Here is a 19,868-nt window from a genome sequence, read left to right as displayed (position 1 = left end):
CTTCGAATCCACCGGTTCGCACCTCCTACCAGCGGCCCAGGCAGCCTGACTAAGATCAACACATCGACCCTGTCCGTCGAAACGGGTCAAGCCCAGAACACGCCCAGATTCGCTTTGCGCACCGCGTCACGTCTCCCCGTCGCCGTTGGGTACAGCCGGGAAGTGTAGCGACTTGGTCCACTCTTCGTGTCCCGACCGTTGCAGCCCGAAGCCGTATTTCGTAAGGCCGGAGAGGGGCGAACCGGAACTTTGGGAGGCCGCTCCAAGGTCATCAGCACGTCAAGGTGAACTCTATGGCGGCTGTCCGTCCACAAGCTTCTCCGTCACAAGGCGTCGGACATGACGTTCGGACACGCGTGCGGCCGGAGCTAACTCCGCCAGGCTGGCCTGGGGACGCTCGGCACGCAGCCGGGCCACAACGTCTGCTGTCCGCTCCGCGCGCCCCGTCATCCGCCTGCGTCGCCCGGTTCCCCGCAGGGGCGGCGCCACCTGGCTCGTCTTCCGGCCGTCGGCGCCCCTAGCCTGCTGAGCTTGCTTCGCCTCGGTCGCGAAGTCCGACGGGCGCGACTGCGGTGGCAGCGCAGACGTAGCGTCGAAGCCCGGCGGTTGCTTCGGGCGGGCGTCGTCTGACGTTCGATGGTCGTTGTGTGGGACCGGTTGCGATCTCGTCAGCATCTCTACGACCAGCAGCAACGCCACCGCTGGCCACGCCGCCACGATCCGCGCGCCGAGGCTCGGCTCGGCCGCGGCGATGTTCGCCGCCACGCTGGCCGCCACCCCGACCGCGAAAGCCGTCCGGGCCGACCAGCGCACTCTCCGGCCGGCGCGTTTGTCCTCGACCATGGCCGCCGACGCGACGACCAGCATCCCGTCGACCGACAGCGGAAGTACGTAGGCGACCTCGGGACGCTCACCGAACCTCAACGCCACGGCGACCATGTGACTCCATGACGACCAGGCAGCAATTCCGGCCACCGCCACCGTGCTCACGTCTCGGGCAAGCCGGGTCGGCGTCATTGAACCACCCCCGGCTCGAGCCGTCCCTCGATGGCCCGGACCTCGACGGGGTCCACGGACGGACGTCCGCCGATGTCCAGCCGCGTCTGGACATTGACCCATCGCCGCCACCGGTCGACGACTTCGCCCGCGTCGAGACCGGTCGCTTTCGCGATGTCCGTCAGGTCCGCGCCCGCCCGTAGAGCGGAGTGAATCGTCGAGGGCTGCCAGCGAGTCCACCAGGACACCACCGCAGCGGACAACGCCAGCTCCGTCAGGACGGCAACGCGTCCGGATTCCGGCGTCCGAGCGACGGCATGGTCATGAAGATCGAGAAGGAGCTGGAACGGGTTGATCTCTTCCGCATCGGTGAACCGCACCGGCGGTTTGGACGAGCGGGTTGGGTTCATCGGGCACCGCCTGGTGCCCGTGAGCTGGGCAAAGTCAGCGGTAGCGGGTTGCCCGCGATCGTGGCGGTGTGGTTCGCATGGTGGTACCTCCGGCCCACCACGTAAAACGCTAGATCCGCGATCTTTCCGTGGTGCTACTCGTGGTGTGAGCGGGTTACGGTCGGCCCCATGACGACGGCGAACGGGCGCGGGAAGCGCCAGCGCGGCGAGATCGAGGAACTGCCCAGCGGCTCACTCAGGGTGAAGGTCTACGCGGGCATCGACCCCATCACCAAGAAGCGGCACCACCGTCCCGGCCGGACCGACCGCCCGGAAGGAAGCCGAGAAGGCGCGTACGCGGTTCCTCGCCCAGGTTTACGACCGGCGCAACCCACGCACCCGCGCCACCGTCGACCAACTGCTTGACCGGTGGCTTGAAGTGCTCGACGTGGAGACGTCAACCCGGCAGGGGTACGTCAAGAAGCTGAACAAGCACGTACGGCCGTTGCTCGGCAAGCTGCCGGTGGGTCGGCTCGACGCCGAGACGCTGGAGTCGTTCTATGCCGTGCTGCGGAAGTGCCGGGACCACTGTGGAGGCGCTCGGAAAGCGATCGAGCACCGGAAGGCAGAGCCGCACGACTGCACCGACAAGGGCCGGCCGCACGAGTGCAAGCCGCTCGCCCCGGCGTCAATCCGGCAGATTCACTGGATCCTGTCCGGCGCGCTGAACCGGGCCGTCCGGTGGCGCTGGATCGCGGTCAACCCAGCAGAACAGGCGGAGAAGCCCGGGATGCCTCAGCCCAACCCACACCCACCAACGCCGCCGAAGCGGCGCGACTGGTCACCCAGGCGTGGAAGGACCCGGACTGGGGCGCGTTCGTATGGGTGGCCATGACGACGGGGGCGCGACGGAGTGAGCTGTGCGCGCTGCGGTGGTCCGCGGTCGACCTGGACGGGGCCGTTCTGACCCTGCGGAGCGCCCTGTATGTGGACGAGGCGGGGAAGCTGCGGGAGAAGGACACCAAGACGCACGCACCAGCAGCGGCGCGTAGCCCTGGACGCGGAGACGGTAGAGGTGCTGCGTGACCAGCTGGCGCGCTGCGAGGAGCGAGCGTCGGCCATCGCGATGTCGCTGTCCAGGGACAGATATGTCTTCTCGCCGGATTCGGACGGCGGTACGCCGTTGGTGCCGGACACGGCCACCTTGCGGTTCAGTCGGATGGCCTTTCGGCTTGGCATCACCACGAACCTGCACGCCCTGCGGCACTACTCGGCAACCGGACTGATTGCGGCAGGAGTGGACGTTCGGACGGTCGCGGGCCGCCTCGGCCACGGCGGGGGAGGAGCGACGACGCTGCGGGTATATGCAGCATGGCTTTCAGAGTCGGACCAGCGTGCCGCAGCATCATTGATGGCGCGAATGCCCGAACGGCCGGGCAGGGTTGGCCCGTCCAGCTAGCTATGAGTCGTTCTCTAGATTCCGCGGTCCGTCGGGGTCGCGGTAAACCAGCCTTAGCGGGCAGGATGGCTTGGTGGCCATCGACCTGTCAATCTCTTCCATCACCTTCAGCGACGGAACCCGTATCGCCACACCGGCGAAGGGGATTACCGTCATAGTGGGGCCGAACAACAGCGGAAAAACGGCATCCCTTAACGATCTAATGTCTTGCCTAGCTTCTGAGCATACAAAACGGGATGCCGTTGTTGTTCGGGATGTTGCATTCGAACTTTCCGGCACCTCCGAAGACTTTCATACTTGGCTTAAACTAAATGCTAGCACCGAACTTGGAGGCTATCAGGAAAACTATCGGCGCATGGGCGCTCAAGGTTCCTGGGGGCAACTCAATCACGATTGGGAGTACGCCTCGTCGGGCTACCTCGGGGCGTACTTGCCGGGCTTTCTTGTGTTGTCTGCTGATGTTGATTCCCGTTCAGGGATTGTGGGAAGTCCGGTTAGTGCCGGATATATGGATGAAGTTCCAGCAACTCCCGTCGCCTTCCTGTATCAAGACGGCGAGCTTGAGGCGGAATTCTCGAAGATTTCGGAAGCGGCTTTTGGGAAGCCTATCACTCTTCAGCGGCTCAGTTCTCAGTCGTATTTGCGGGTAGGGATTCCTGATGCCGAAGTCCCTCCGATTAATAGGCCCACAAAGTCGTACGCCAGCGCCGAGAATGCCCTTCCTCAGTTAGGGCGACAAGGCCACGGAATGCGAAGCTTCCTGGGCCTCGTACTCGCGATGTTGGTGCAAAGCTATTTCGTTATTACGATTGACGAGCCGGAGGCATTCCTTCATCCGCCTCAGCGCCGAGCTTTAGGGCGGTTGCTCAGCCAGCTTGCGATTCGTAACGGATCCCAGCTGTTCATCGCGACCCACGACACGGATTTCCTATGGGGGCTGCTCGATGGTCCGTCTGAGGTGACCGTCGTGCGTCTCAGCCGCGAGGGTGACGTTAACCATGCCAAGCAGATTAGCGCTGAACGAGCAAAGCTTCTATGGACTGACTCTCTTCTCAGATATTCGAGGATCTTCGACGGGCTCTTTTACGATCGAGTCGTAGTTGCTGAGAGCGATTCAGATTGCCGGTTTTTTGCCGCAGTCCTTGATGATCTTGTCGAGAATCACGATGTCGCCCAACCTGACGTACTTTTCGTTCCTGCAGGTGGGAAGGACCGCATTCACGTCGCAGTTGCTGCTCTCCGTAGCGTCGGCGTCGATGTAGTGGCTGCAGTAGACTTCGATATGCTTCGAGATGAACAAGGATTCCGGCGATTAGTGGAGTCTGCAGGCGGTGGCTGGGGCGAGTTTGAGCAGTTGAGAAATCGCTTCGCGACGGCTGTTAGCTCCAAGCGGATCGCGAAGCCGATTTCAGGACTCCGGAAGAAGCTGGAAGAAATCCTTCCTGACGATGCACTAGACCTGGATCGCGATACCAGCAAGGCCGTCGCAGCGCTTTTCTCGTTTAAGGACGGTTGGGAAGCGGTAAAGCAGACTGGGCTTGAGGATGTCCCGCCTGGAGAACCATACGCTTCGTGCGAGCAGTTGCTGAAAAAGCTTGTGGAAGTTGGAGTGCACGTCTCACCCCACGGCGAGCTGGAATCATTTGTGAAGGGTGTTGGAGGCCATGGGCCAAAGTGGGTTTCCTCTGTGCTTGCGGAAGGCCGGCATAGGGATTCTGTCAAGGCGCGAGATTTTGTGAGGCAGTTGATAGCGCGATGAGGCATCCGAAACCTTGGGCAGGCTTTGCGCCGAGGTTTCCTCCGTGGCGCGTATCCTAACGGAGTGACCATCAGGAATCATCGATCTCCATATCTCCGCAACCTACTGCGGACATGAACCTTGATTGCGGAGATAACCGGTCGACGGAACTCCGCATCTCCGCAAGCATTCGCCCAGCTCGCAGCCATGTTCGCGGAGATGCGGAGATGGTTCAGCCCCTCCTGCCACGGCAACCACCGAGGTTCGCCCGTCTTCTCGCTGTGATCCCCCTCGAAGTGCAGGTCGTTCCATACAGCCCTGCGTCCGAGTTGGACGGTGCAGGCTTGAGAAGACACGTGAGTACGTCGATAATCCGTATCGCAGGCAGGGCAACACTGTAGGCCCGAACACTGGTCCGCTCGACTGCAATGGAGGAGCCCAGTTGGCGAGGAACTCTGAAAGAATAGAGATTGTCGAAGGCGGCAATCCCCGGGAACTCTTTCCCGGCTACTATTCTCTCAGTGACGAGCAGCGAACGCAAGCATTTCAAGCGGGCTTAGTGTCATTGGACGCAAATGCCCTGCTTGACCTTTACCGATTTACTCCGAAAGCTCGTGAAGAATTCCTTGGAGTTCTTAGGGCAATGAGGCCACGGCTCTTTCTGACTCACCAGGCAGCACTTGAGTTTCATCGAAATCGCCCGGGCGTCGTCGATGACCGATTAGATGCGGCGTCTAAAGAGAACGTCGAGATATCGAAATCACTATCACGGGTTGCGGCTCGAATTTCAGGATTCGCAAAGCGGTATCAGATTGCGGAAAGTCAACGCGACAGACTCATTGATAGGGTCAACGAACTAGCAGCGACTATTGAAGAGGTGCTAGGGGAGGCGAGCGCATACGACTTAAGCAGGGATGCGGTTAAGGCAGGCAACGATGCTGTCGTTGAAGTAGTCAATGAGCTGTTTTCGAAAAGAGTGGGGCCGCCACTCGGTGACGTTGCTCATAAAGCAGCACTAGAAGAGGCTGCCCGACGTAAGAGGGAAAGGATTCCCCCTGGGTATATGGACGAAAAAGGGGGCGACCCTCACCGACAGGCCGGTGACTACATCCTTTGGCGCCAGCTACTTGATGAGGCAAAAGTTCACAGCCGACCAGTTTTATTCATTTGCAATGAGGAGAAGGAGGACTGGGTTTACAAGCATAAGGGTGAAATCCAGGGGCCGCGCCCAGAGTTGGTGCTCGAAATGACACAAGAATCGGGAGTTTTCCTGTACATGCTGAACGTTCCCGGCTTGCTGGTCAACGCTCGGACGCATCTTGGGACAAGTGTCAGTGATTCGACGTTGATCGAGGCGGAGTCTCTGCCCGAGTTGTGGACTGTGCAGGTCAGATTCACAAAGCAGGCATCCGATCACCTTAAGCGCCTCCCTCCCGTATTTCAAGCGGCCTTGTACTCTGCTCTGGACAGCTTGTCAATGCAATTTCGAGCCGGCGTCGACCCTCGATTGGCGCAATTGATCCAAGACTTGGGCAACGCGGAAGGCGAACTCCGTCAAATTCCGTATCGTGTCAGCCTAGCCAATGGCGCGTCGGCAGATCTAGTAGTCGCCGTTATCTCTGGCGATGATGCCGACCGAGAGATCGAGATTCTCGTGAAGAGTATTCACGTTCCAAGGGGTTCTGCGAAGGGCAAGAATCGGGCTTTAGGCACTGAAGATGATGCTGCTTGGTAGCCCAAAAGAAGCGGCTGGCGTGCCCGCCCCCTGCCGTCAATCCGCCCTCTTGGGGAGCCGGACCCTCCGCGGGCGACAGCGACCGGCGGACCGTGACGGCTCGTACGGACGCCGGTAGGTTACGGGGGGGTCTGCTCGGGTCGTTCCGATCGAGGGCAGACAACTCCCCCCTCCCGCAATGAGCGCCGGACCGCCCCCGACCCCGTGCAGACCGGCCCGCTGAGAGATCCGGAGAGGATCCGGCGCAGTGACAGCAACTCGTCTTGGCACTGCGGGCTCTCAAGGGCCCACCTTGCGCCGTTATACGACGATTTGACATTAGCTGAGTTGCTCTATCGTCTTAGCGATGGCCTGGAAGATTCGTGGGCTCGTATCGCCGGTCGGCTGCTCGGGTCGGAAGTAGGGAACACCGCCCGAACCCGCAGCCCGAGCAATCCAACCGGATGCGCGAGAGTCAGTGCCGGGTCAAGCCGATGGTGGCGGCCAGGCGGGCCACGTCGGCCGCGGTGGGGCCGGCTCGGAGCACGGCGGTCAGTGCCGCTCGGGCGGCGGGCCGGATCCGCGTCTCGGTAGGGGCGACACGGTCGGCGGCGACCAGCGCCCGGCCGGCGGCACGGGCGTCGCCGAGGTCCAGGTGAGCGTGCGTGATGTCGATCAGTTGGGCGGCCCGGTGCTCGGCGGGAAGTAGGGGCCAGGCGTTACCACTGGTGGCCCGCCGGTGAGTGGCCACGGCCAGGTGGTGGTCACCGAACCACATCGCGATCAGGGCTCGGGCGAGGTCGACCGGGGTGGTGCCGAACCCGGTGCCGTCGTGGTCGTGGCGATGGTCGCCGTCGGCGAGACGAGCTGCCCGCTCGGTGAGTTCGTCTGTGGCATCGGTGTCCCCGCTGACGGCGGCGGCGAGCGCCGCTTCGATCAACAGGGTCCCCGTCAGGGCGGGTCCGCGCGTCCGGAGGACGTCCGGCGGTCCGAGCTCGAGCTGGTGTACGGCGTTGACGGCGGCGGCCATCGCCAGCCGGCCTCGCCGTAGGGCTCGCAGTGCCTGCGTGAGAGAGATCGCCGCGAGGCCGGCACGCCATGGGTCGCCAGCGGCGGCGGCCATCGCCCGATCGGCGGCCAGCCAGGCCAGGTCGGCCTCGCCAAGTTTGACCAGTACCTGGGCGGCGAGCCGGTACACCCGCACCAGCAGCTCGGCGGCGCGCGCGTTTCCCGTCTGCGTGTGGCAGAGCAGGCGGCTCTGGCCGAGCAGGTCGGGCAGGAGCCGTAACACCTGGGGGTGGTGACCGTTGCGGTAGGCCGCCCACGCGTACCCCGCTTGGCCGTCGAGCTGAGCCAGCGACGGCGCTGGCTTGCCGCCGGCGGGTATGTCGTAGCGGGCCAGCGCGGCCCGCAGCCGTTCGACGTCGCCGCCGGTGTCGGTGACCGACTCGCGTGGGGCCTTGCCTACGAGCAGGACGTCCGGGGCGACGCTGAGGGCTGCCGCGACCGTCTCGATCACCGAGAGTCGATCGAGGGTGCGGACGCCCCGCTCAACTTTGTCCACCCAGCTCTTCGACTTGCGGATCCGGTCGGCGAAGACCTGCTGACTCATTCCCCGACGTGCCCGCAGTTCCGCCATCCGCCGCCCGATCGGCGGCTCGTTGCCGTTGCGTCGGCCGGGCCCGGTCATCACTTTCGCTCCGGCGACGGCTGGATGGCATCGGTGGCCTCTCCGCAGCGTGGGCACCATCGCGACTTGACCCGGAAGGCGAGGAGCCCGAACAGGAACCCGGGCACCAGGCCGCCGAACACGATCGACACGACTTCGGAAACCATGCGCACGCTCGCTTTCTAACGACGCCGGGGGCTTGGATTTGCCGCGTGCCGGTCACTCACGCTGTGGCGAGGCTTCGTTTCTTACGGTCATCAGAGTTGCGCATCATGTGATGCAAAGCAAGAAGATGAACATGATCGACACGCCGAGCACGTGAGTCAGGGCATGGAGAAACGCGAGACAGGGTGCAGAATCACGACATGCCTCGATTCACGCCCGCGACACCGCGCTCTCGGCGACTTGGCCGGGAGCTGCGCAAGCTCCGCGAAGCCAAGGGTCTGACCGGTGAGGGAGTGGCGGAGACCGTCGCCTGCTCGCCGTCTCGGATCAGTCGGATCGAGTCGGGCGAGATCAGACCTCGGGTCGGTGACGTCATGGAGCTGTTGGTCGCGTACGGCGTCAAGATTGACGAGGAGCCGGGGACATCGCTGCTCGATCAGGCGCGCGGCCTGCGTGAGGACGGCTGGTGGCAGCGTCTCGGTGGCAAGTACGCCACCTACATCGCGTACGAGATCGAGGCCGTGGAACTCAAGAACTTCGAGCCGATGCTCGTGCCCGGTTTACTGCAGACCGAGAGCTATGCCCGCGAGGTCAACGTCATCGGCCGGGAGACCGATCCGGAGACCATCGACCAGCGAATTTCCGCCCGGATGACCCGGCAGGAGGTGCTGCGTCGGAAACCGACGCCGCTGCGGATGCACGCCATCCTGTCCGAGGCGTCGGTACGTACCGAGGTGGGCGGCCCGGACGTGCTACGTGAGCAACTCGACCACCTGGTCACCCTGAGTCGGCTGCCGAACGTGACGATCCAGGTGCTGCGCTTCGAGGCCGGCGCCCACCTGGCGGACAGCAGCGGCTTCGCCCTGCTCAGCTTCGAGCGGGACGAGCCACCATTGGGCTACATCGAAACCCTGGCTGGCGAGTTGTTCCTTGAGTCGAGCCGTGACCTGGCGCGGCTGTCGGCGGCGTACGACAATCTGAGGACGCTGGCGCGGTCACCCGCCGAGTCGATCAAGTTCATCAAGGAGCTGAGCGAGCATGGAACGTAACGCCTGGCGGACGTCGAGCCGTTCCGGCAGCAACGGCCAGTGCGTGGAGGTGCGCGACCGGCGCGTCCAGGTCGACGTCCGCGACTCCAAGGCGCCCAATGCCGGGATGTTGAGCTTCGCGCCCGCCGCCTGGGACGCGTTCGTCGACACGATCAAGACGAACACCTGCCGTCCCTGACCCGGCAGGGCGGTGGCATGGTTTAAGGCACCCGCGACCAGCTGCTCGGTCGTCTGGCTGAGACAGTCGGCTCCGTCCCGGTCGCCCACCCGACGGACCGCCCGCCGCCGGCAAGACCACCCTCGCCGACGAGTTGGCCGTCGTCCTGGGCGAACAGGGCCGCGACGTCATCCGCGCCACGATCGACGATTACCTCTTTCCCCGTGCACAGCGCTGGTGGCAACCGCCTCGTGGACTGCGCCCTCGTACTGGTTCCGATGAAACACGAATGGGCCGAAGTCCCCGTAGTCGCGCTGGGGGCGGTAGATCTGGGAGAAGCCGCGCCAGATCACCGAATGCTCTGTAGTGATCACCTGGGCTTCCAGAGGCCAGCAGCCGACCTCGCCGCAGTCGCAGCCGAGGAGCGCGATCATGCCGTTAAGGGACCGGTAGGCGGAGTCCGGTCGTCCGGTGAGATAGGCAGCCAGGTCACCGACGTTGAAATGATCGAGAATGAGCCCGGCATACGCGCCGGGCACATCGTGGCCGGCGGCGTGCTCGAAGCCCGAGACCAGGTCCACCAGGCTTACCTTGTCGACGTACGGCAACAACTCGCGTGCTGGGTCGGGACCGTGATCCCACGGACGGACCTCGAAGCGAACCTTGCGAACCAGTGGCTGGGTTGGCACAGGGACAAGTCTGCCGCAGGCCGTCGTGCGAACCGCACCGGTCGGCACGCCGGGTCACTCAGCACCAGCCGACGCGCCTGAGCTGGGCAAGTTGGCGGTAGCGGCGTCAAGCGTCTCCCTGCCTGCCGGTTGCGCTCAACAGCTCAAACTCCGCGTTTCGAGCGGCACGAGAGGTACCAGCAGTTCCTCCGGAACGCGACGCAGACTGTCAGATGTACGGGATGGACCAATCGAACATCCGCACCGGCAGGAGTACCAGAACGACGGTCGCGGCGACGGCGAGCAGAACGCGCACGGTGCGAAGACCTCGCCACCACGGGATGATCCAGAGCAGCAACCACATGGCACCCGAGATCGCCAGATGCGTGCCGATCACCCCGAGGCTCGTCTCCTCGCACATGTTGTCGGCCACGGCCTTCTTGCACAGGGCCGGCGGGCCGTTGTGGTCCCCGAAGTTTCCCAACACGCCGACGATGCCGGCCAACACTGGAGCCGCCACGAGGGTGAACAGCGGCGTCACCAACCATCCGGCGAGGTCCCGGCGCCGGTTCGCTAGCCGTTCCACTCGCGAAACGGTACAGCCGGGTAGGCGGGTGGCGCAGCCCGTGAGATCAGCTGGGCGGTACGCGGACCGCCTCCGGCGAGGTGTGCCGTGACGGCGCGCCGTACTCCGATGCGGGCGGAGTCCCGACCGGGATCGCTCACCGGCACGACCAGCCTGCCGAACTCGGTCAGGAAGGCACGAGCGGGAGCGTGCATGGCAAAGCCCTCCGGGGCGCGCCCTGACTTCCACTCGCCGACGTCCACCCGGCGGCGTGGCGTCCAACCTGTCATCCCGAGTGTCTGAGCCGCGCGGTCCGGCAGCAGGCGGTCGTCTCCCCGCATCACCGCACCTCCCTCAGGTCGAACGCGTTGCGCTGGGCCCTCGGGTGGTGGACCAGGCCGCCGATTCTGGCCACGATGCCGTCTCGGGTCTGTGTCGCGGTGGCGAAGACGGCTGACGGGCGGCCGAGCGCGTCGCCCTGGTGGACTTCGATGTCGCTGGTGCGGGATGTGTCGAGCAGGTGGGCGGCGAGGCAGCCGACGCTGTTGGCGTTGACGATGTCTTCGTCGACACCGATCGCGGGGGCGAACATGCGGGCGGTGACTGGTCCCGCGGTCGGCGCGAGCACGTAGGCGAAGCAGCCGAGATAGCCGAGCCGGCGACACTCGGCTGCCAGCCGGGCCAAATCGGGCCGCATTGCTGACAGCGTCCGGCGTTCTCGGACACGGACGAGAAGCCGGGGCGTGCCGGGCGAGGCGACCCGCAGGTCGTCGGCGACGATGTCGCTCGGCGTCAGACCGAGGGCCGCGATGATGGCGCTGCTGGCAGGGTCGGTGCTGTCCGACAGCGTGATGATGCCTTGTTCGAACCAGACCTCGATGCCGTCGCGCCGGCGGGTGGCGGTCACGGCGACGAGTCGGTTGCCGGTGCTCTGGAGGCCGTGGTGCTGGGTGCCGCCGGCACGGTGCAGCAGGACGGCCAGCGCGGCGATGGTGCCGTGGCCGCAGTTCTGGAGTTCTCCCTCGGTGGTGAAGAACCGTACGCGGGGCAGGGCCTCGCTGCTGCTGTCGACGAATGCGGTGTGGGAGGTGCCGACCGTCGATGCGACAGCGCGCCGTTCGTCGTCGGTGCGGGTGGCGTCGTCGATCACGACCGCGGTAGGGCTACCGCCTCGTCCGTCGCGAGTGCAGGCATCCACCACGATCAACCCCATGGGGCAACTCCCAGATGATCCGGAGGTTCCAGCGGCGCCCGAACAGGTCGAGGGCGGCCAGCAGTGGCCTCTCGATGCTTCGATTCCCGACACGGTAACCAGTAGCCGGGACAGCGCCGGGCACGACCGTCGGGAGCGGCTCGGTGGGACCCCTCGATCCGGCCGCGCGGCGTAGCGTCGAATCCGTGGCGAGCCGTTCGTAGTACAGACAGGAGGCGGTCGGAGGAGACCGCCGGGACGAGGGAGTCGTGTTATGCCGCGGTACCTGATCTCGTTCAACGAGGGCGCGATGGACCACATCCCCGCCGAGGACTGGCCCGACGTGGGCAAGGCCTCGCACGCGGTGGTCGAGGAGGCCGTGAACGCTGGCGTGTGGGTGTTCGGCGCCGGACTGGAGAGGCAGCAGGCGAGCATCGTGGCCACGGACGGAACGGTCACCGACGGTCCCTACCCGGAGACCAGGGAGGTTGTCGGCGGTTTCGCGGTCGTCGACGTGGCCACGCGCGGGGACGCGCTGGCGTGGGCTGCCAAGGTCGCGGCCTCGTGCCGTTGCGCGCAGGACGTCCGGGAGCTCATGCCCGATCCCGAGACGGACGAGATGATCCGCCAGGCCGCCAGTCGGGGGTGACGACGGCCCGACGGGGTCTGATCGAGGACCCGCGGGACCCGCTACGACGGCACGTCAGGCGACACCCGCAACGGCCCGTACACCGGGCAGATCCGGCGTCGTGTCCATTGCGCGACGAACAGATCGAGCCTGCGGGCTGCGGATTTAGCCTGATTCGGTGATGTCGATGGCTGGCGCGGGCGTACGCGTCCGGCTGCTCGGCCCGGTGGAGGTGGTCGCCGCCGACGGCCCGCAGGCGGTGAACGGGTTGCGCCGCAAGGCGGTACTGGCGACGTTGGCGCTGCACGCGGGCCGGGTCGTGAGTGTCGACCGGCTCATCGACGTGGTCTGGGGCGAGCGCCTGCCGGCCACCGCGGAGAACACGCTCCAGCGCCACGTCTCCTATTTGCGCGGGGTGCTCGGCGAGCCCGGATCGATCGTGGCGCGTCGGCCCGGTTATGTGCTCAACACCGGGCCGGAGTCCACGGACGTCCAGGTCGCCGAGCATCTCCTGGAACTGGCCCGCCGCGCGACGGACCGGGCGGAGCAGGTGGCCCACCTGACGGAGGTGGTGGCACTGTGGCGCGGACCGCCGCTGGCCGACGTGGCCGGGTCCGCCTGGCTCGAGGAGCAGGCGGAACACCTGGCACGCCTGCGGTTGGAGGCCGAACGAGCGCTCGCCGAGGCCCGGCTGTCGGTCGGCGAGCATGCTCGGCTCGTCCCCGGGTTGGAACGGCTCGTCCGGCAGCATCCCTTCGACGAGCACCTGCACGCGCAGCTGATGCTCGCCCTGTACCGGGACGGCCGACAGGGCGAAGCGGTCACCACGTACCGGCGGTTGCGCGACGCCCTGCGGGACAACCTCGGCATCGACCCCAGTCCGCGGCTACGGGATCTGGAGCGCGCCATCCTGCGCCAGGACACCGCGATCGCCGCGCCCGCCCCGACGCCGACGGCACGGCCGGTGGCGGTGGCGGCGCAGCTGCCTCCTCCCGTACCGACGTTCACCGGGCGCGAGGCGGAACTCGCCGCCCTGGACGCGCTCGTCGACCGGGGCGGCGCCGTGGTGGTGTCCGGCACCGCGGGCGTCGGCAAGACCGCGCTCGCCGTGCACTGGGCGCACCGCGCGGCCGGGCGCTTCCCCGACGGCCAGCTCTACGTCAACCTGCGTGGCTTCGACCCGGCGGCCGCTCCGACCGAACCGGCGCGAGCGCTGCACGGATTTCTGGAGGCGCTCGGCGTTGCGGCGGCGCGGATGCCCAGCGAATCGGACCTGATGGTGAGCTTGTACCGCACGGCGGTGGCCGGCAAGCGTCTGCTGGTGGTGTTGGACAACGCGCGCGACGCGGAACAGGTCCGACCGCTGCTGCCCGGCTCACCCGACTGCTTCGCGATCATCACCAGCCGGGACCAGCTCACCCCGCTGGTCGTCACCGAGAGCGCCCAACCGGTGATCCTCGACCTGCTGAGTCCTGACGAGGCCCGCCACCTGCTGGTCCGCCGGCTCGGGGCGCACCAGGTCGCCGCCGAACCCGCCGCGGCCGACGACATCGCCGACCGCTGCGCGCGGCTGCCCCTCGCGCTGGCCATCGTCGCGGCCCGAGCCGCCACCAACCGGCGGCTCTCACTGGCCGCGGTCGCCGGTGAGCTGGGCGACCTGAACGCCTTCCACGGAGGCGACGAGGCCACCGACGTCCGGACGGTGTTCTCCTGGTCGTGCCGAACGCTCAGCCCGCCCGCGGTCTGGCTGTTCCGGCTGCTGAGCCTGCATCCCGGCCCGGACGTGTCCGCCCCGGCCGTGGCCAGCCTCGCCGGCGTCACCCCGGCGGCGACCGGTCCGCTGCTCACCGAGCTGACCCGGGCGAACCTCCTCACCGAGCACACCCACGGGCGGTACGCGTTCCACGACCTGCTGCGCGCGTACGCCGCCAGCCTCGCCGACGACGCGGAGTCACCGGCCGACCGACAGGACGCCGTGCACCGGTTGCTGGACCACTGCCTGCGCGCGGCACACGCCGCGGACCTCGCACTGCACCCGCACTTCAGCGAGATCAGCCTTCCGCCGCCCCGGCCCGGCGTGACGGCGGAGTACCCCAGGAACAAGTCGGCCGCCACGGCGTGGTTCACCGCCGAGATCCCCGTTCTGCTCGCCGCCGTACCGCTCGCCGCGCGGTCCGGGTTCGAGGGACACGCCTGGCGGCTCGCCTGGGCCATGGCCGGCTTCCTGCACCGGCAGGGGCACTGGCAGGACTGGCTCGGCACGCAGCGGATCGCTCTCGCCGCCGCGTCCCGCATCGGCGACCAGGCCGGGCAGGCCCATGCCCACCGCAGCCTCGGTCTCGCCTGCTCCCGGCTCCGGCGGTACGACGAGGCGGACGACCACCTGCGGCGCGCGCTCGACCTGTTCACCGAGGTCGGCGACGACGCCGGGCGGGCACACACCTGCCTCAACCTCGGTCAGCTGGCCGAGCGGCAGGGGCAGCACCACCAGGCGCTCAGCCACTCCCGGCGGGCGCTGACGCTGTTCCGGCGGGCTGGGAACCGGGCCGGGCAGGGGTACACCCTCAACGCGGTCGGTTGGCAGGAAGGGCTGCTCGGCAACTACCACAGTGCCCTCACGTCGTGCGGCGAGGCGCTGCGGATGTTGCAGGAGGTGGACGACGTGCAGGGACAGGCCGACACGTGGGACAGCCTCGGCCACGCCCATCACCAGCTTGGGGACGACCGACGGGCGGTCGCCTGCTACGAGCACGCCCTCGAACTCTTCGCGCAGGTCCACGACCGGTACGCGGTGGCGAGCACGTACGTCAATCTGGGCGGCAGCCACCGGGCGCTCGCCGACCTGGGTGCCGCCCGTGCCGCGTGGCGCCGCGCCCTGAGCATCCTCGACGACCTCGGCGACGCCGACGCCGACTCGCTGCGCGCCGACCTCGAACAGCTCGACGTCACCCGGCTGTCCTGACGCCCCGCGCTTTCAGCGCCGTTTCCGGGCCGTTTCAGCCCGGCCCGGCACTCTTCGGGCACCAGTTTCCCTCGCCAGGAATGGAGCATTCGATGAGTCGCTTGGCACGCAACCTCGCGGTGGTGGGGGTGGTCGGCGCGATGGTGCTGGCCACGTCCTCCGCAGCCGTGGCCCAGACCGATAAGCCGCCGACCAGAGGCACCGACTGTGTGGTCCAGTACCTCGACGACCGCGGTGGGATCGCCCGCACCGAGACCGAACCGGAGGGTCGGGAGCACGGTCAGTTCCGCTGCGTCGCCGCGCAGTGGACATTCGCCTGGGACCCGTTCGGGGCGGACGACATGATCATGGCCGACGAGATCTGGATCGATCCGTCCGGCGCTGTCACGGCCCGGCGGTTCACCGGTCCCGCGCTCGGCAACGACCTCGCACTGGGCGAGATCGCCGCCATCACCCAGGCCGTCACCGGCAGCGGGAAGGTGCTGATCGACCGCGCGATCGTGGCGGTCGACGACGGCAAGGAGCGGACCCCGGAGCAGGTCCAGGCGCTACTCGCCGGCAAGGACACCACCGGCGTACGGGTGCTGGGCACCATCGACAAGCCGGATCCCGCCAAGTCGACGAAGGACATCATCGACGAGGCCGGCGGCACGCCCGAGTCCACCGTCGTCTACTTCAGCATCTTGGGCGCGATCAAGTCCGCGCTCGCGTGGGTCGCGGACACGATCCACGACATCGGTGAGTGGATGGAAGAGCACTGCACCTGGGGGCCCTCTCCCACCGGCCTGGGTGTGGTGATCACGTGTGGCTGGTAGCCCGTACGACTCCGCCGACAGCGGTCACCGAGATGAGGACGCCATGAGAGCTCTGCGGGACATCGCCAAGCGTGCCACCGTCGTCACCGCGGCACTCGTCGTCGGGCTGGTGGCCTCGTACGCGCCGTCGCACGCCGCCGAGGACACGGCCAGGACGACGGTCACCGACCAGCCCGGTGCTCCGGGGATGATGCTGCGGCAGTTCGAGGACCTGACCGGTCAGCCCGTCGGTGATCTGGACACGGTGCTGGCCGTCGACGCCGGAGGCCGGGATCTCACCGCCGACCTGCTCGCGGCGCTCGTCGCCGGCGAGAAGGTCGACGGCGTCACGGTCGTGGGCGCGATGCCGGGCGGCCGGGAGATCCTCGGCACGACGATGGCCGACCTGGCCGACGGCGTGTACGACGGCAGGGGTGACAGCGGGACAGCGACAGCCCTGCTGTTCGCCTCGTCGGTGCCGGGGGGCCGGGAGTGGTGCCTGACCATGTGCATGGCCTCGGGCAAGTCCTACTGGGAGTGCATCCAGTCGCGCCGGGGCGACCAGACCTTCACCCTCGACCTCGGCGGCGACACCACGGTGGGCGGGATGAAGGCTGCCTTCGAGAAGGCCAACGGCGTCGCCGCCGACGGCCCGTACGCCGTGGACACGTTGACCGGCGACCGCGAGCCCTCGGCGCAGGAGATCGAGACGCTGCTCGACGGCAAGGACGTCGACTCGCTGCGCCGGTTGGCGAGCGTGCAGGGGCCGGACGCCGGGTGGGCGCTGGGCGACATCGCCGAGAAGTCGGGCGTGCCGTACCTGAAGACGAGGATCCACATCTTCACCCTTGGGCTGCCCATTCTCGGGAAGGTCGTCGTGGTCTGCGTCTCGCACAACGACGGAAAGACCTGGAAGTGCTCGGCCCGCCCGTGGAGTGGGTTCTAGCGGTCGATGAAGCCGCTCCGCGTCGACCGGGTCGGTCGACGCGGAGCGGGACCGGTCCGAGGTACGGCCGGGGCTGCGACTCAGCCTTCGCTTAGCGCGCCCGCCACGGCCTGCCGAAGGGCCGTCGGTGGACGGCCGCCCGAGCCCGCGTCGCCCTTCCTCGTCGACGGGGTCAGGTACTGATCGCGTCAGCTCGGATGCGAGGCTGAGGGGCGTGCCGTCCTCCCTCGCGCGTCGTGTGTACGAAGCCTGTCACCTGACCGGGTCGTTCCGGCTGCGATCCGGTCAGGTGAGCCCCGAGTACTTCGACAAGTATCTGTTCGAGGGGCAGCCCGATCTGTTGCGCGACGTGGCCGAGGCGATGGTCGCCCTGCTGCCGGAGTGCGACGTGCTGGCCGGGATGGAGATGGGCGGCATACCGATCGCCACCGTCATGTCACAGCTGACCGGGCTGCCGACGGTCTTCGTTCGCAAGCAGGCCAAGGAGTACGGCACCGGCAAGGCGGCGGAGGGCGGCCCGGTGGACGGCCGGCGCGTCGTGGTGATCGAGGACGTGGTCACGACGGGCGGGGCGCTACTGGCGTCGTGCCGGCAACTGCGCGCCAGCGGCGCGGTGATCGAAACCGTGGTGTGCGCGATCGACCGTGAGCAGGGCGGGCGGGAGAACCTCGCCGCCGAGGGGCTGGGGTTGCGCGCCGCCCTCAGCCGACGCGATCTGGCGCCCTCCGCGTCGGTCTGACCGCCTCCCGCTGCGCAACGGGTAGCGCAGGCGGTACCGCAGGAGGGCAGCAGGAGGGATCGTCCCGGCATCGGAATCCTTGAACCATTGATGGCGTCAAGCGAGTTCGATACCGAGGAGCCGTCATGCCCCTGCAAGAGCGCACGTCCACCCGCCGCCGCCGGACCCTGCGGGCAGCCGCCGGGACGCTGGCCGCCGTCGCCGTCCTGACCGGACCCCCGGCGTTCGCCGCCGAATCCGGTCGGCCCGCCGGCCCACGCGACGCCGTGCAGCGGCAACTGGACCGCCTGGTCAGCGAGGAGGGCTTTCCCGGCGTGCTCGCCTCGGTGCGGGGGACCGGCGGACGCGTCCGCGACTACACCGCCGGCGTCAGTGACCTCCGGTCGCACGGCCCGGTGCCCCGCGACGGACAGGTCCGCATCGGCAGCAACACCAAGACCTTCACCGCCGTGGTCGTCCTGCAGTTGGTGGGGGAGGGCCGCATCGACCTGGACGCCACGGTCGAGCACTACCTGCCCGGCGTCGTGCGGGGCAACGGCAACGACGGCGGCGCGATCACCGTACGCCAGCTGCTCCAGCAGACGAGCGGCCTGCCCGACTACGACGACGTGCTGTTCACCCAGCCGCAGGACCTCGTCGACAAGAGTCACTCGTACTACCAGCCGCGCCGGCTGGTGGACGCCGCCCTCACGAACGCCCCGCACTTCGCGCCCGGGGCGAAGTGGGAGTACAGCAACACCAACTACGTGCTCGCCGGGCTCATCGTCGAGCAGGTCACCGAACGCCCCATCGGAGAGGAGGTCACCAACCGCGTCATCAGGCCGCTCGGTCTGCGGGACACGTACTGGCCGGGCGTTGGGGAGCAGCGCCTTCGGGGGACACACCCACACGGCTACGTCGCGGTGGCCCCGGGCGCTGAGTGGGTGGACGTCACCGACCTGGACCCGTCCCTGGGCTGGGCCGCCGGCCAACTGGTCTCGACCCCGGACGAGCTGCGGACCTTCTTCGAGGCGCTCGTCGGTGGCAGGCTGCTCAAGCCCGCACAGCAGGCGGCCATGATGACGACCGTGCCCGCGCCCGGCTTCGAGCCGACCGGCGAGTACGAGTACGGGCTGGGCATCGCCCGGCACGAGCTGCCCTGCGGCGGCGACGGCTGGGGTCACGGCGGCGACATCCAGGGCTTCGAGACCCGCAACCTCGTCACCGAGGATGGCCGCAGCGCCGTCGTCGCGGTGACCGGTCTGCCGACCGGTGAGCAGATGCTCGCTGAGGTGAACGAGAGCGTCGACACGGCGCTGTGTGCCACCGTCCACTGAGGCATCGTCAGCGCGGTGACACCACGGCGCGGACCGCTGACGGCTTCGGCCGTCGCGGTCCCGTCGGCGCGGGTACCGGCTGCCAACCCTGGCATCGGAGGAGCCTCCGGTCGACGATTGTCCGGCCCCGGCGGGTCCGCGCGCCGTGATCCGAGCTGCGCGATCGGCCCGCCGGTGACCGGGTCCTCAACTGGGTGACGAGCCGATGCCCGAGGAGGGAGGCGGTTCCCAGCGGACGCCGGCGAGCCCGGCCGCCTGTCCGTGGGCCCGGTTCACAATCGCCTCCGCCTCCCGCCGCGCGGCGGTCACGATGCCCTCCGCTTCAAGCCGCGCGACGGCGCGGTGGTCGTCGGCCTGCTTCTCGGCGAGGTCGAGGATCTGCTCCACCCGGGTACCCAGGCCGCTGAGGGTCGGCGTCTGTCGCTTCCGCCGTCGTTGCGCGGCGACCGCCGCGCCGCCGGCCGCCGCCTCACTGCCAGGGTCGCGGTCGACCAGGCCGTCCTCGACGAGACTCGACTCCGTGGTGCCGACCAGGGAGAGCGCCACGCCGAGGGCGGCGATCGCGACACCGGACCAGACGGCGGCCGGCCCGAGGGACGGGCCGGCCGCGGCGCCGACGCCGAGCCCGACGAGGACGGCTGCGGTCCTGACTGGCTTGCGCACGAGCTCTCCTCGGGTGGCGCGGGACGTGTGCTCACGTTCCAGCATGACGACCGGGTCAA

21 protein-coding genes and 1 pseudogene are annotated in these 19,868 nt (G+C 67.6%); 13 read left to right on the top strand and 9 right to left on the bottom strand.

Translation table 11 applies throughout. The annotated features are described in order from the left end of the window. Positions 1-291: 291 nt before the first annotated feature. Positions 292-1,017 carry a DUF2637 domain-containing protein gene (locus ABZU46_RS11150; RefSeq protein ID WP_354856328.1) on the bottom strand — a complete coding sequence of 242 codons (726 nt, stop codon included), beginning with the start codon at positions 1,015-1,017 and terminating at the stop codon, positions 292-294. Next, the gene (locus ABZU46_RS11145; RefSeq protein WP_354856326.1) at positions 1,014-1,406 is read right to left on the bottom strand and encodes a hypothetical protein; all 393 of its coding nucleotides are present in this window, start codon (positions 1,404-1,406) and stop codon (positions 1,014-1,016) included. Before ABZU46_RS11145 ends, ABZU46_RS11150 begins: the two co-directional genes overlap by 4 nt. A 418-nt stretch (positions 1,407-1,824) precedes the next feature. Here ABZU46_RS11145 and ABZU46_RS11140 point away from each other — a divergent pair, with 418 nt between their 5' ends. The 4 genes from ABZU46_RS11140 to ABZU46_RS11125 all read left to right on the top strand — a co-directional run bounded on the left by ABZU46_RS11140 (position 1,825) and on the right by ABZU46_RS11125 (position 6,317). Continuing rightward, entirely contained in the window at positions 1,825-2,280 is a 456-nt protein-coding gene (locus ABZU46_RS11140) for a hypothetical protein (protein ID WP_354856324.1), read from the top strand. Between the two features lie 90 nt (positions 2,281-2,370). Continuing rightward, positions 2,371-2,844, top strand: coding sequence for a tyrosine-type recombinase/integrase (locus ABZU46_RS11135; RefSeq protein ID WP_354856323.1), 474 nt, complete (start codon positions 2,371-2,373; stop codon positions 2,842-2,844). A gap of 73 nt (positions 2,845-2,917) precedes the next feature. After that, positions 2,918-4,603: an AAA family ATPase gene (locus ABZU46_RS11130; protein ID WP_354856322.1), complete on the top strand. Its 1,686-nt coding sequence runs from the start codon at positions 2,918-2,920 to the stop codon at positions 4,601-4,603. A 421-nt stretch (positions 4,604-5,024) separates the two neighbouring features. After that, on the top strand, positions 5,025-6,317 hold the full coding sequence (locus ABZU46_RS11125) for a PIN-like domain-containing protein (protein WP_354856320.1): 1,293 nt from the start codon (positions 5,025-5,027) through the stop codon (positions 6,315-6,317). Between the two features lie 454 nt (positions 6,318-6,771). Here the strand turns inward: ABZU46_RS11125 and ABZU46_RS11120 are convergent, their stop codons facing one another. Together ABZU46_RS11120 and ABZU46_RS11115 are read right to left on the bottom strand one after the other, a co-directional pair. Next, positions 6,772-7,986 carry a helix-turn-helix domain-containing protein gene (locus ABZU46_RS11120; RefSeq protein ID WP_354856319.1) on the bottom strand — a complete coding sequence of 405 codons (1,215 nt, stop codon included), beginning with the start codon at positions 7,984-7,986 and terminating at the stop codon, positions 6,772-6,774. Next, positions 7,986-8,138: a hypothetical protein gene (locus tag ABZU46_RS11115; protein WP_354856332.1), complete on the bottom strand. Its 153-nt coding sequence runs from the start codon at positions 8,136-8,138 to the stop codon at positions 7,986-7,988. The genes ABZU46_RS11120 and ABZU46_RS11115 overlap by 1 nt, the downstream gene beginning before the upstream one ends. A gap of 192 nt (positions 8,139-8,330) precedes the next feature. Between ABZU46_RS11115 and ABZU46_RS11110 the strand changes: the two genes are divergently transcribed. From ABZU46_RS11110 to ABZU46_RS11100, 3 genes and pseudogenes are all read left to right on the top strand, one after another. Then, a complete protein-coding gene (locus tag ABZU46_RS11110) occupies positions 8,331-9,179 on the top strand; it encodes a helix-turn-helix transcriptional regulator (RefSeq protein ID WP_354856318.1) in 849 nt (282 codons plus the stop codon). Continuing rightward, on the top strand, positions 9,169-9,357 hold the full coding sequence (locus ABZU46_RS11105) for a DUF397 domain-containing protein (RefSeq protein ID WP_354856316.1): 189 nt from the start codon (positions 9,169-9,171) through the stop codon (positions 9,355-9,357). Before ABZU46_RS11110 ends, ABZU46_RS11105 begins: the two co-directional genes overlap by 11 nt. Before the next feature lie 41 nt (positions 9,358-9,398). Next, positions 9,399-9,592: pseudogene (locus tag ABZU46_RS11100) on the top strand (uridylate kinase); the annotation flags it as partial. On the opposite strand, the gene ABZU46_RS11095 reads toward ABZU46_RS11100, so the two are convergent. The 4 genes from ABZU46_RS11095 to ABZU46_RS11080 all read right to left on the bottom strand — a co-directional run bounded on the left by ABZU46_RS11095 (position 9,525) and on the right by ABZU46_RS11080 (position 11,782). Beyond that, positions 9,525-10,025: a hypothetical protein gene (locus ABZU46_RS11095; protein ID WP_354856314.1), complete on the bottom strand. Its 501-nt coding sequence runs from the start codon at positions 10,023-10,025 to the stop codon at positions 9,525-9,527. The pseudogene ABZU46_RS11100 and the gene ABZU46_RS11095 sit on opposite strands and share 68 nt — an antisense overlap. 208 nt (positions 10,026-10,233) lie before the next feature. Beyond that, on the bottom strand, positions 10,234-10,545 hold the full coding sequence (locus tag ABZU46_RS11090; RefSeq protein ID WP_354856312.1) for a hypothetical protein: 312 nt from the start codon (positions 10,543-10,545) through the stop codon (positions 10,234-10,236). 32 nt (positions 10,546-10,577) lie between these two features. Further along, positions 10,578-10,910 carry an SUKH-3 domain-containing protein gene (locus ABZU46_RS11085; protein ID WP_354856311.1) on the bottom strand — a complete coding sequence of 111 codons (333 nt, stop codon included), beginning with the start codon at positions 10,908-10,910 and terminating at the stop codon, positions 10,578-10,580. Next, on the bottom strand, positions 10,910-11,782 hold the full coding sequence (locus ABZU46_RS11080; RefSeq protein ID WP_354856309.1) for a PhzF family phenazine biosynthesis protein: 873 nt from the start codon (positions 11,780-11,782) through the stop codon (positions 10,910-10,912). The genes ABZU46_RS11085 and ABZU46_RS11080 overlap by 1 nt, the downstream gene beginning before the upstream one ends. A gap of 253 nt (positions 11,783-12,035) precedes the next feature. Here ABZU46_RS11080 and ABZU46_RS11075 point away from each other — a divergent pair, with 253 nt between their 5' ends. The 6 genes from ABZU46_RS11075 (at position 12,036) to ABZU46_RS11050 (ending at position 19,146) form a co-directional block, all read left to right on the top strand. After that, entirely contained in the window at positions 12,036-12,410 is a 375-nt protein-coding gene (locus ABZU46_RS11075) for a YciI family protein (protein WP_354856308.1), read from the top strand. Positions 12,411-12,570: 160 nt separating this feature from the next. Beyond that, a complete protein-coding gene (locus ABZU46_RS11070) occupies positions 12,571-15,351 on the top strand; it encodes a BTAD domain-containing putative transcriptional regulator (protein WP_354856331.1) in 2,781 nt (926 codons plus the stop codon). Positions 15,352-15,443: 92 nt separating this feature from the next. Further along, positions 15,444-16,166 (top strand): hypothetical protein, encoded by a 723-nt coding sequence (locus ABZU46_RS11065; protein WP_354856307.1) that lies wholly within the window; start codon positions 15,444-15,446, stop codon positions 16,164-16,166. A gap of 43 nt (positions 16,167-16,209) precedes the next feature. Beyond that, entirely contained in the window at positions 16,210-17,091 is an 882-nt protein-coding gene (locus tag ABZU46_RS11060) for a hypothetical protein (RefSeq protein WP_354856305.1), read from the top strand. Between the two features lie 214 nt (positions 17,092-17,305). Then, the gene (gene pyrE / locus ABZU46_RS11055; RefSeq protein ID WP_354856304.1) at positions 17,306-17,830 is read left to right on the top strand and encodes an orotate phosphoribosyltransferase; all 525 of its coding nucleotides are present in this window, start codon (positions 17,306-17,308) and stop codon (positions 17,828-17,830) included. A gap of 125 nt (positions 17,831-17,955) precedes the next feature. After that, complete coding sequence (locus ABZU46_RS11050) at positions 17,956-19,146, top strand: serine hydrolase domain-containing protein (protein ID WP_354856302.1); 1,191 nt, start codon at positions 17,956-17,958, stop codon at positions 19,144-19,146. A 186-nt stretch (positions 19,147-19,332) separates the two neighbouring features. Here ABZU46_RS11050 and ABZU46_RS11045 read toward each other — a convergent pair whose 3' ends face one another. Beyond that, entirely contained in the window at positions 19,333-19,809 is a 477-nt protein-coding gene (locus ABZU46_RS11045; protein ID WP_354856301.1) for a hypothetical protein, read from the bottom strand. Positions 19,810-19,868 lie beyond the last annotated feature (59 nt).

Source organism: Micromonospora sp. NPDC005197, from assembly GCF_040608295.1.
Lineage (GTDB): Bacteria > Actinomycetota > Actinomycetes > Mycobacteriales > Micromonosporaceae > Micromonospora.
Note: the sequence above shows the minus strand (reverse complement) of the source record. Positions and strands in the feature narration are given on the sequence as shown.

Coding starts and splice junctions, on each gene's coding strand:
- ABZU46_RS11150 (WP_354856328.1), bottom strand. CDS start 1,017: ATGACGCCGACCCGGCTTGCCCGAGACGTGAGCACGGTGGCGGTGGCC.
- ABZU46_RS11145 (WP_354856326.1), bottom strand. CDS start 1,406: ATGAACCCAACCCGCTCGTCCAAACCGCCGGTGCGGTTCACCGATGCG.
- ABZU46_RS11135 (WP_354856323.1), top strand. CDS start 2,371: ATGTGGACGAGGCGGGGAAGCTGCGGGAGAAGGACACCAAGACGCACG.
- ABZU46_RS11120 (WP_354856319.1), bottom strand. CDS start 7,986: ATGACCGGGCCCGGCCGACGCAACGGCAACGAGCCGCCGATCGGGCGG.
- ABZU46_RS11110 (WP_354856318.1), top strand. CDS start 8,331: ATGCCTCGATTCACGCCCGCGACACCGCGCTCTCGGCGACTTGGCCGG.
- ABZU46_RS11105 (WP_354856316.1), top strand. CDS start 9,169: ATGGAACGTAACGCCTGGCGGACGTCGAGCCGTTCCGGCAGCAACGGC.
- ABZU46_RS11085 (WP_354856311.1), bottom strand. CDS start 10,910: ATGCGGGGAGACGACCGCCTGCTGCCGGACCGCGCGGCTCAGACACTC.
- ABZU46_RS11080 (WP_354856309.1), bottom strand. CDS start 11,782: ATGGGGTTGATCGTGGTGGATGCCTGCACTCGCGACGGACGAGGCGGT.
- ABZU46_RS11075 (WP_354856308.1), top strand. CDS start 12,036: ATGCCGCGGTACCTGATCTCGTTCAACGAGGGCGCGATGGACCACATC.
- ABZU46_RS11070 (WP_354856331.1), top strand. CDS start 12,571: ATGTCGATGGCTGGCGCGGGCGTACGCGTCCGGCTGCTCGGCCCGGTG.
- ABZU46_RS11065 (WP_354856307.1), top strand. CDS start 15,444: ATGAGTCGCTTGGCACGCAACCTCGCGGTGGTGGGGGTGGTCGGCGCG.
- ABZU46_RS11060 (WP_354856305.1), top strand. CDS start 16,210: ATGAGAGCTCTGCGGGACATCGCCAAGCGTGCCACCGTCGTCACCGCG.
- ABZU46_RS11050 (WP_354856302.1), top strand. CDS start 17,956: ATGCCCCTGCAAGAGCGCACGTCCACCCGCCGCCGCCGGACCCTGCGG.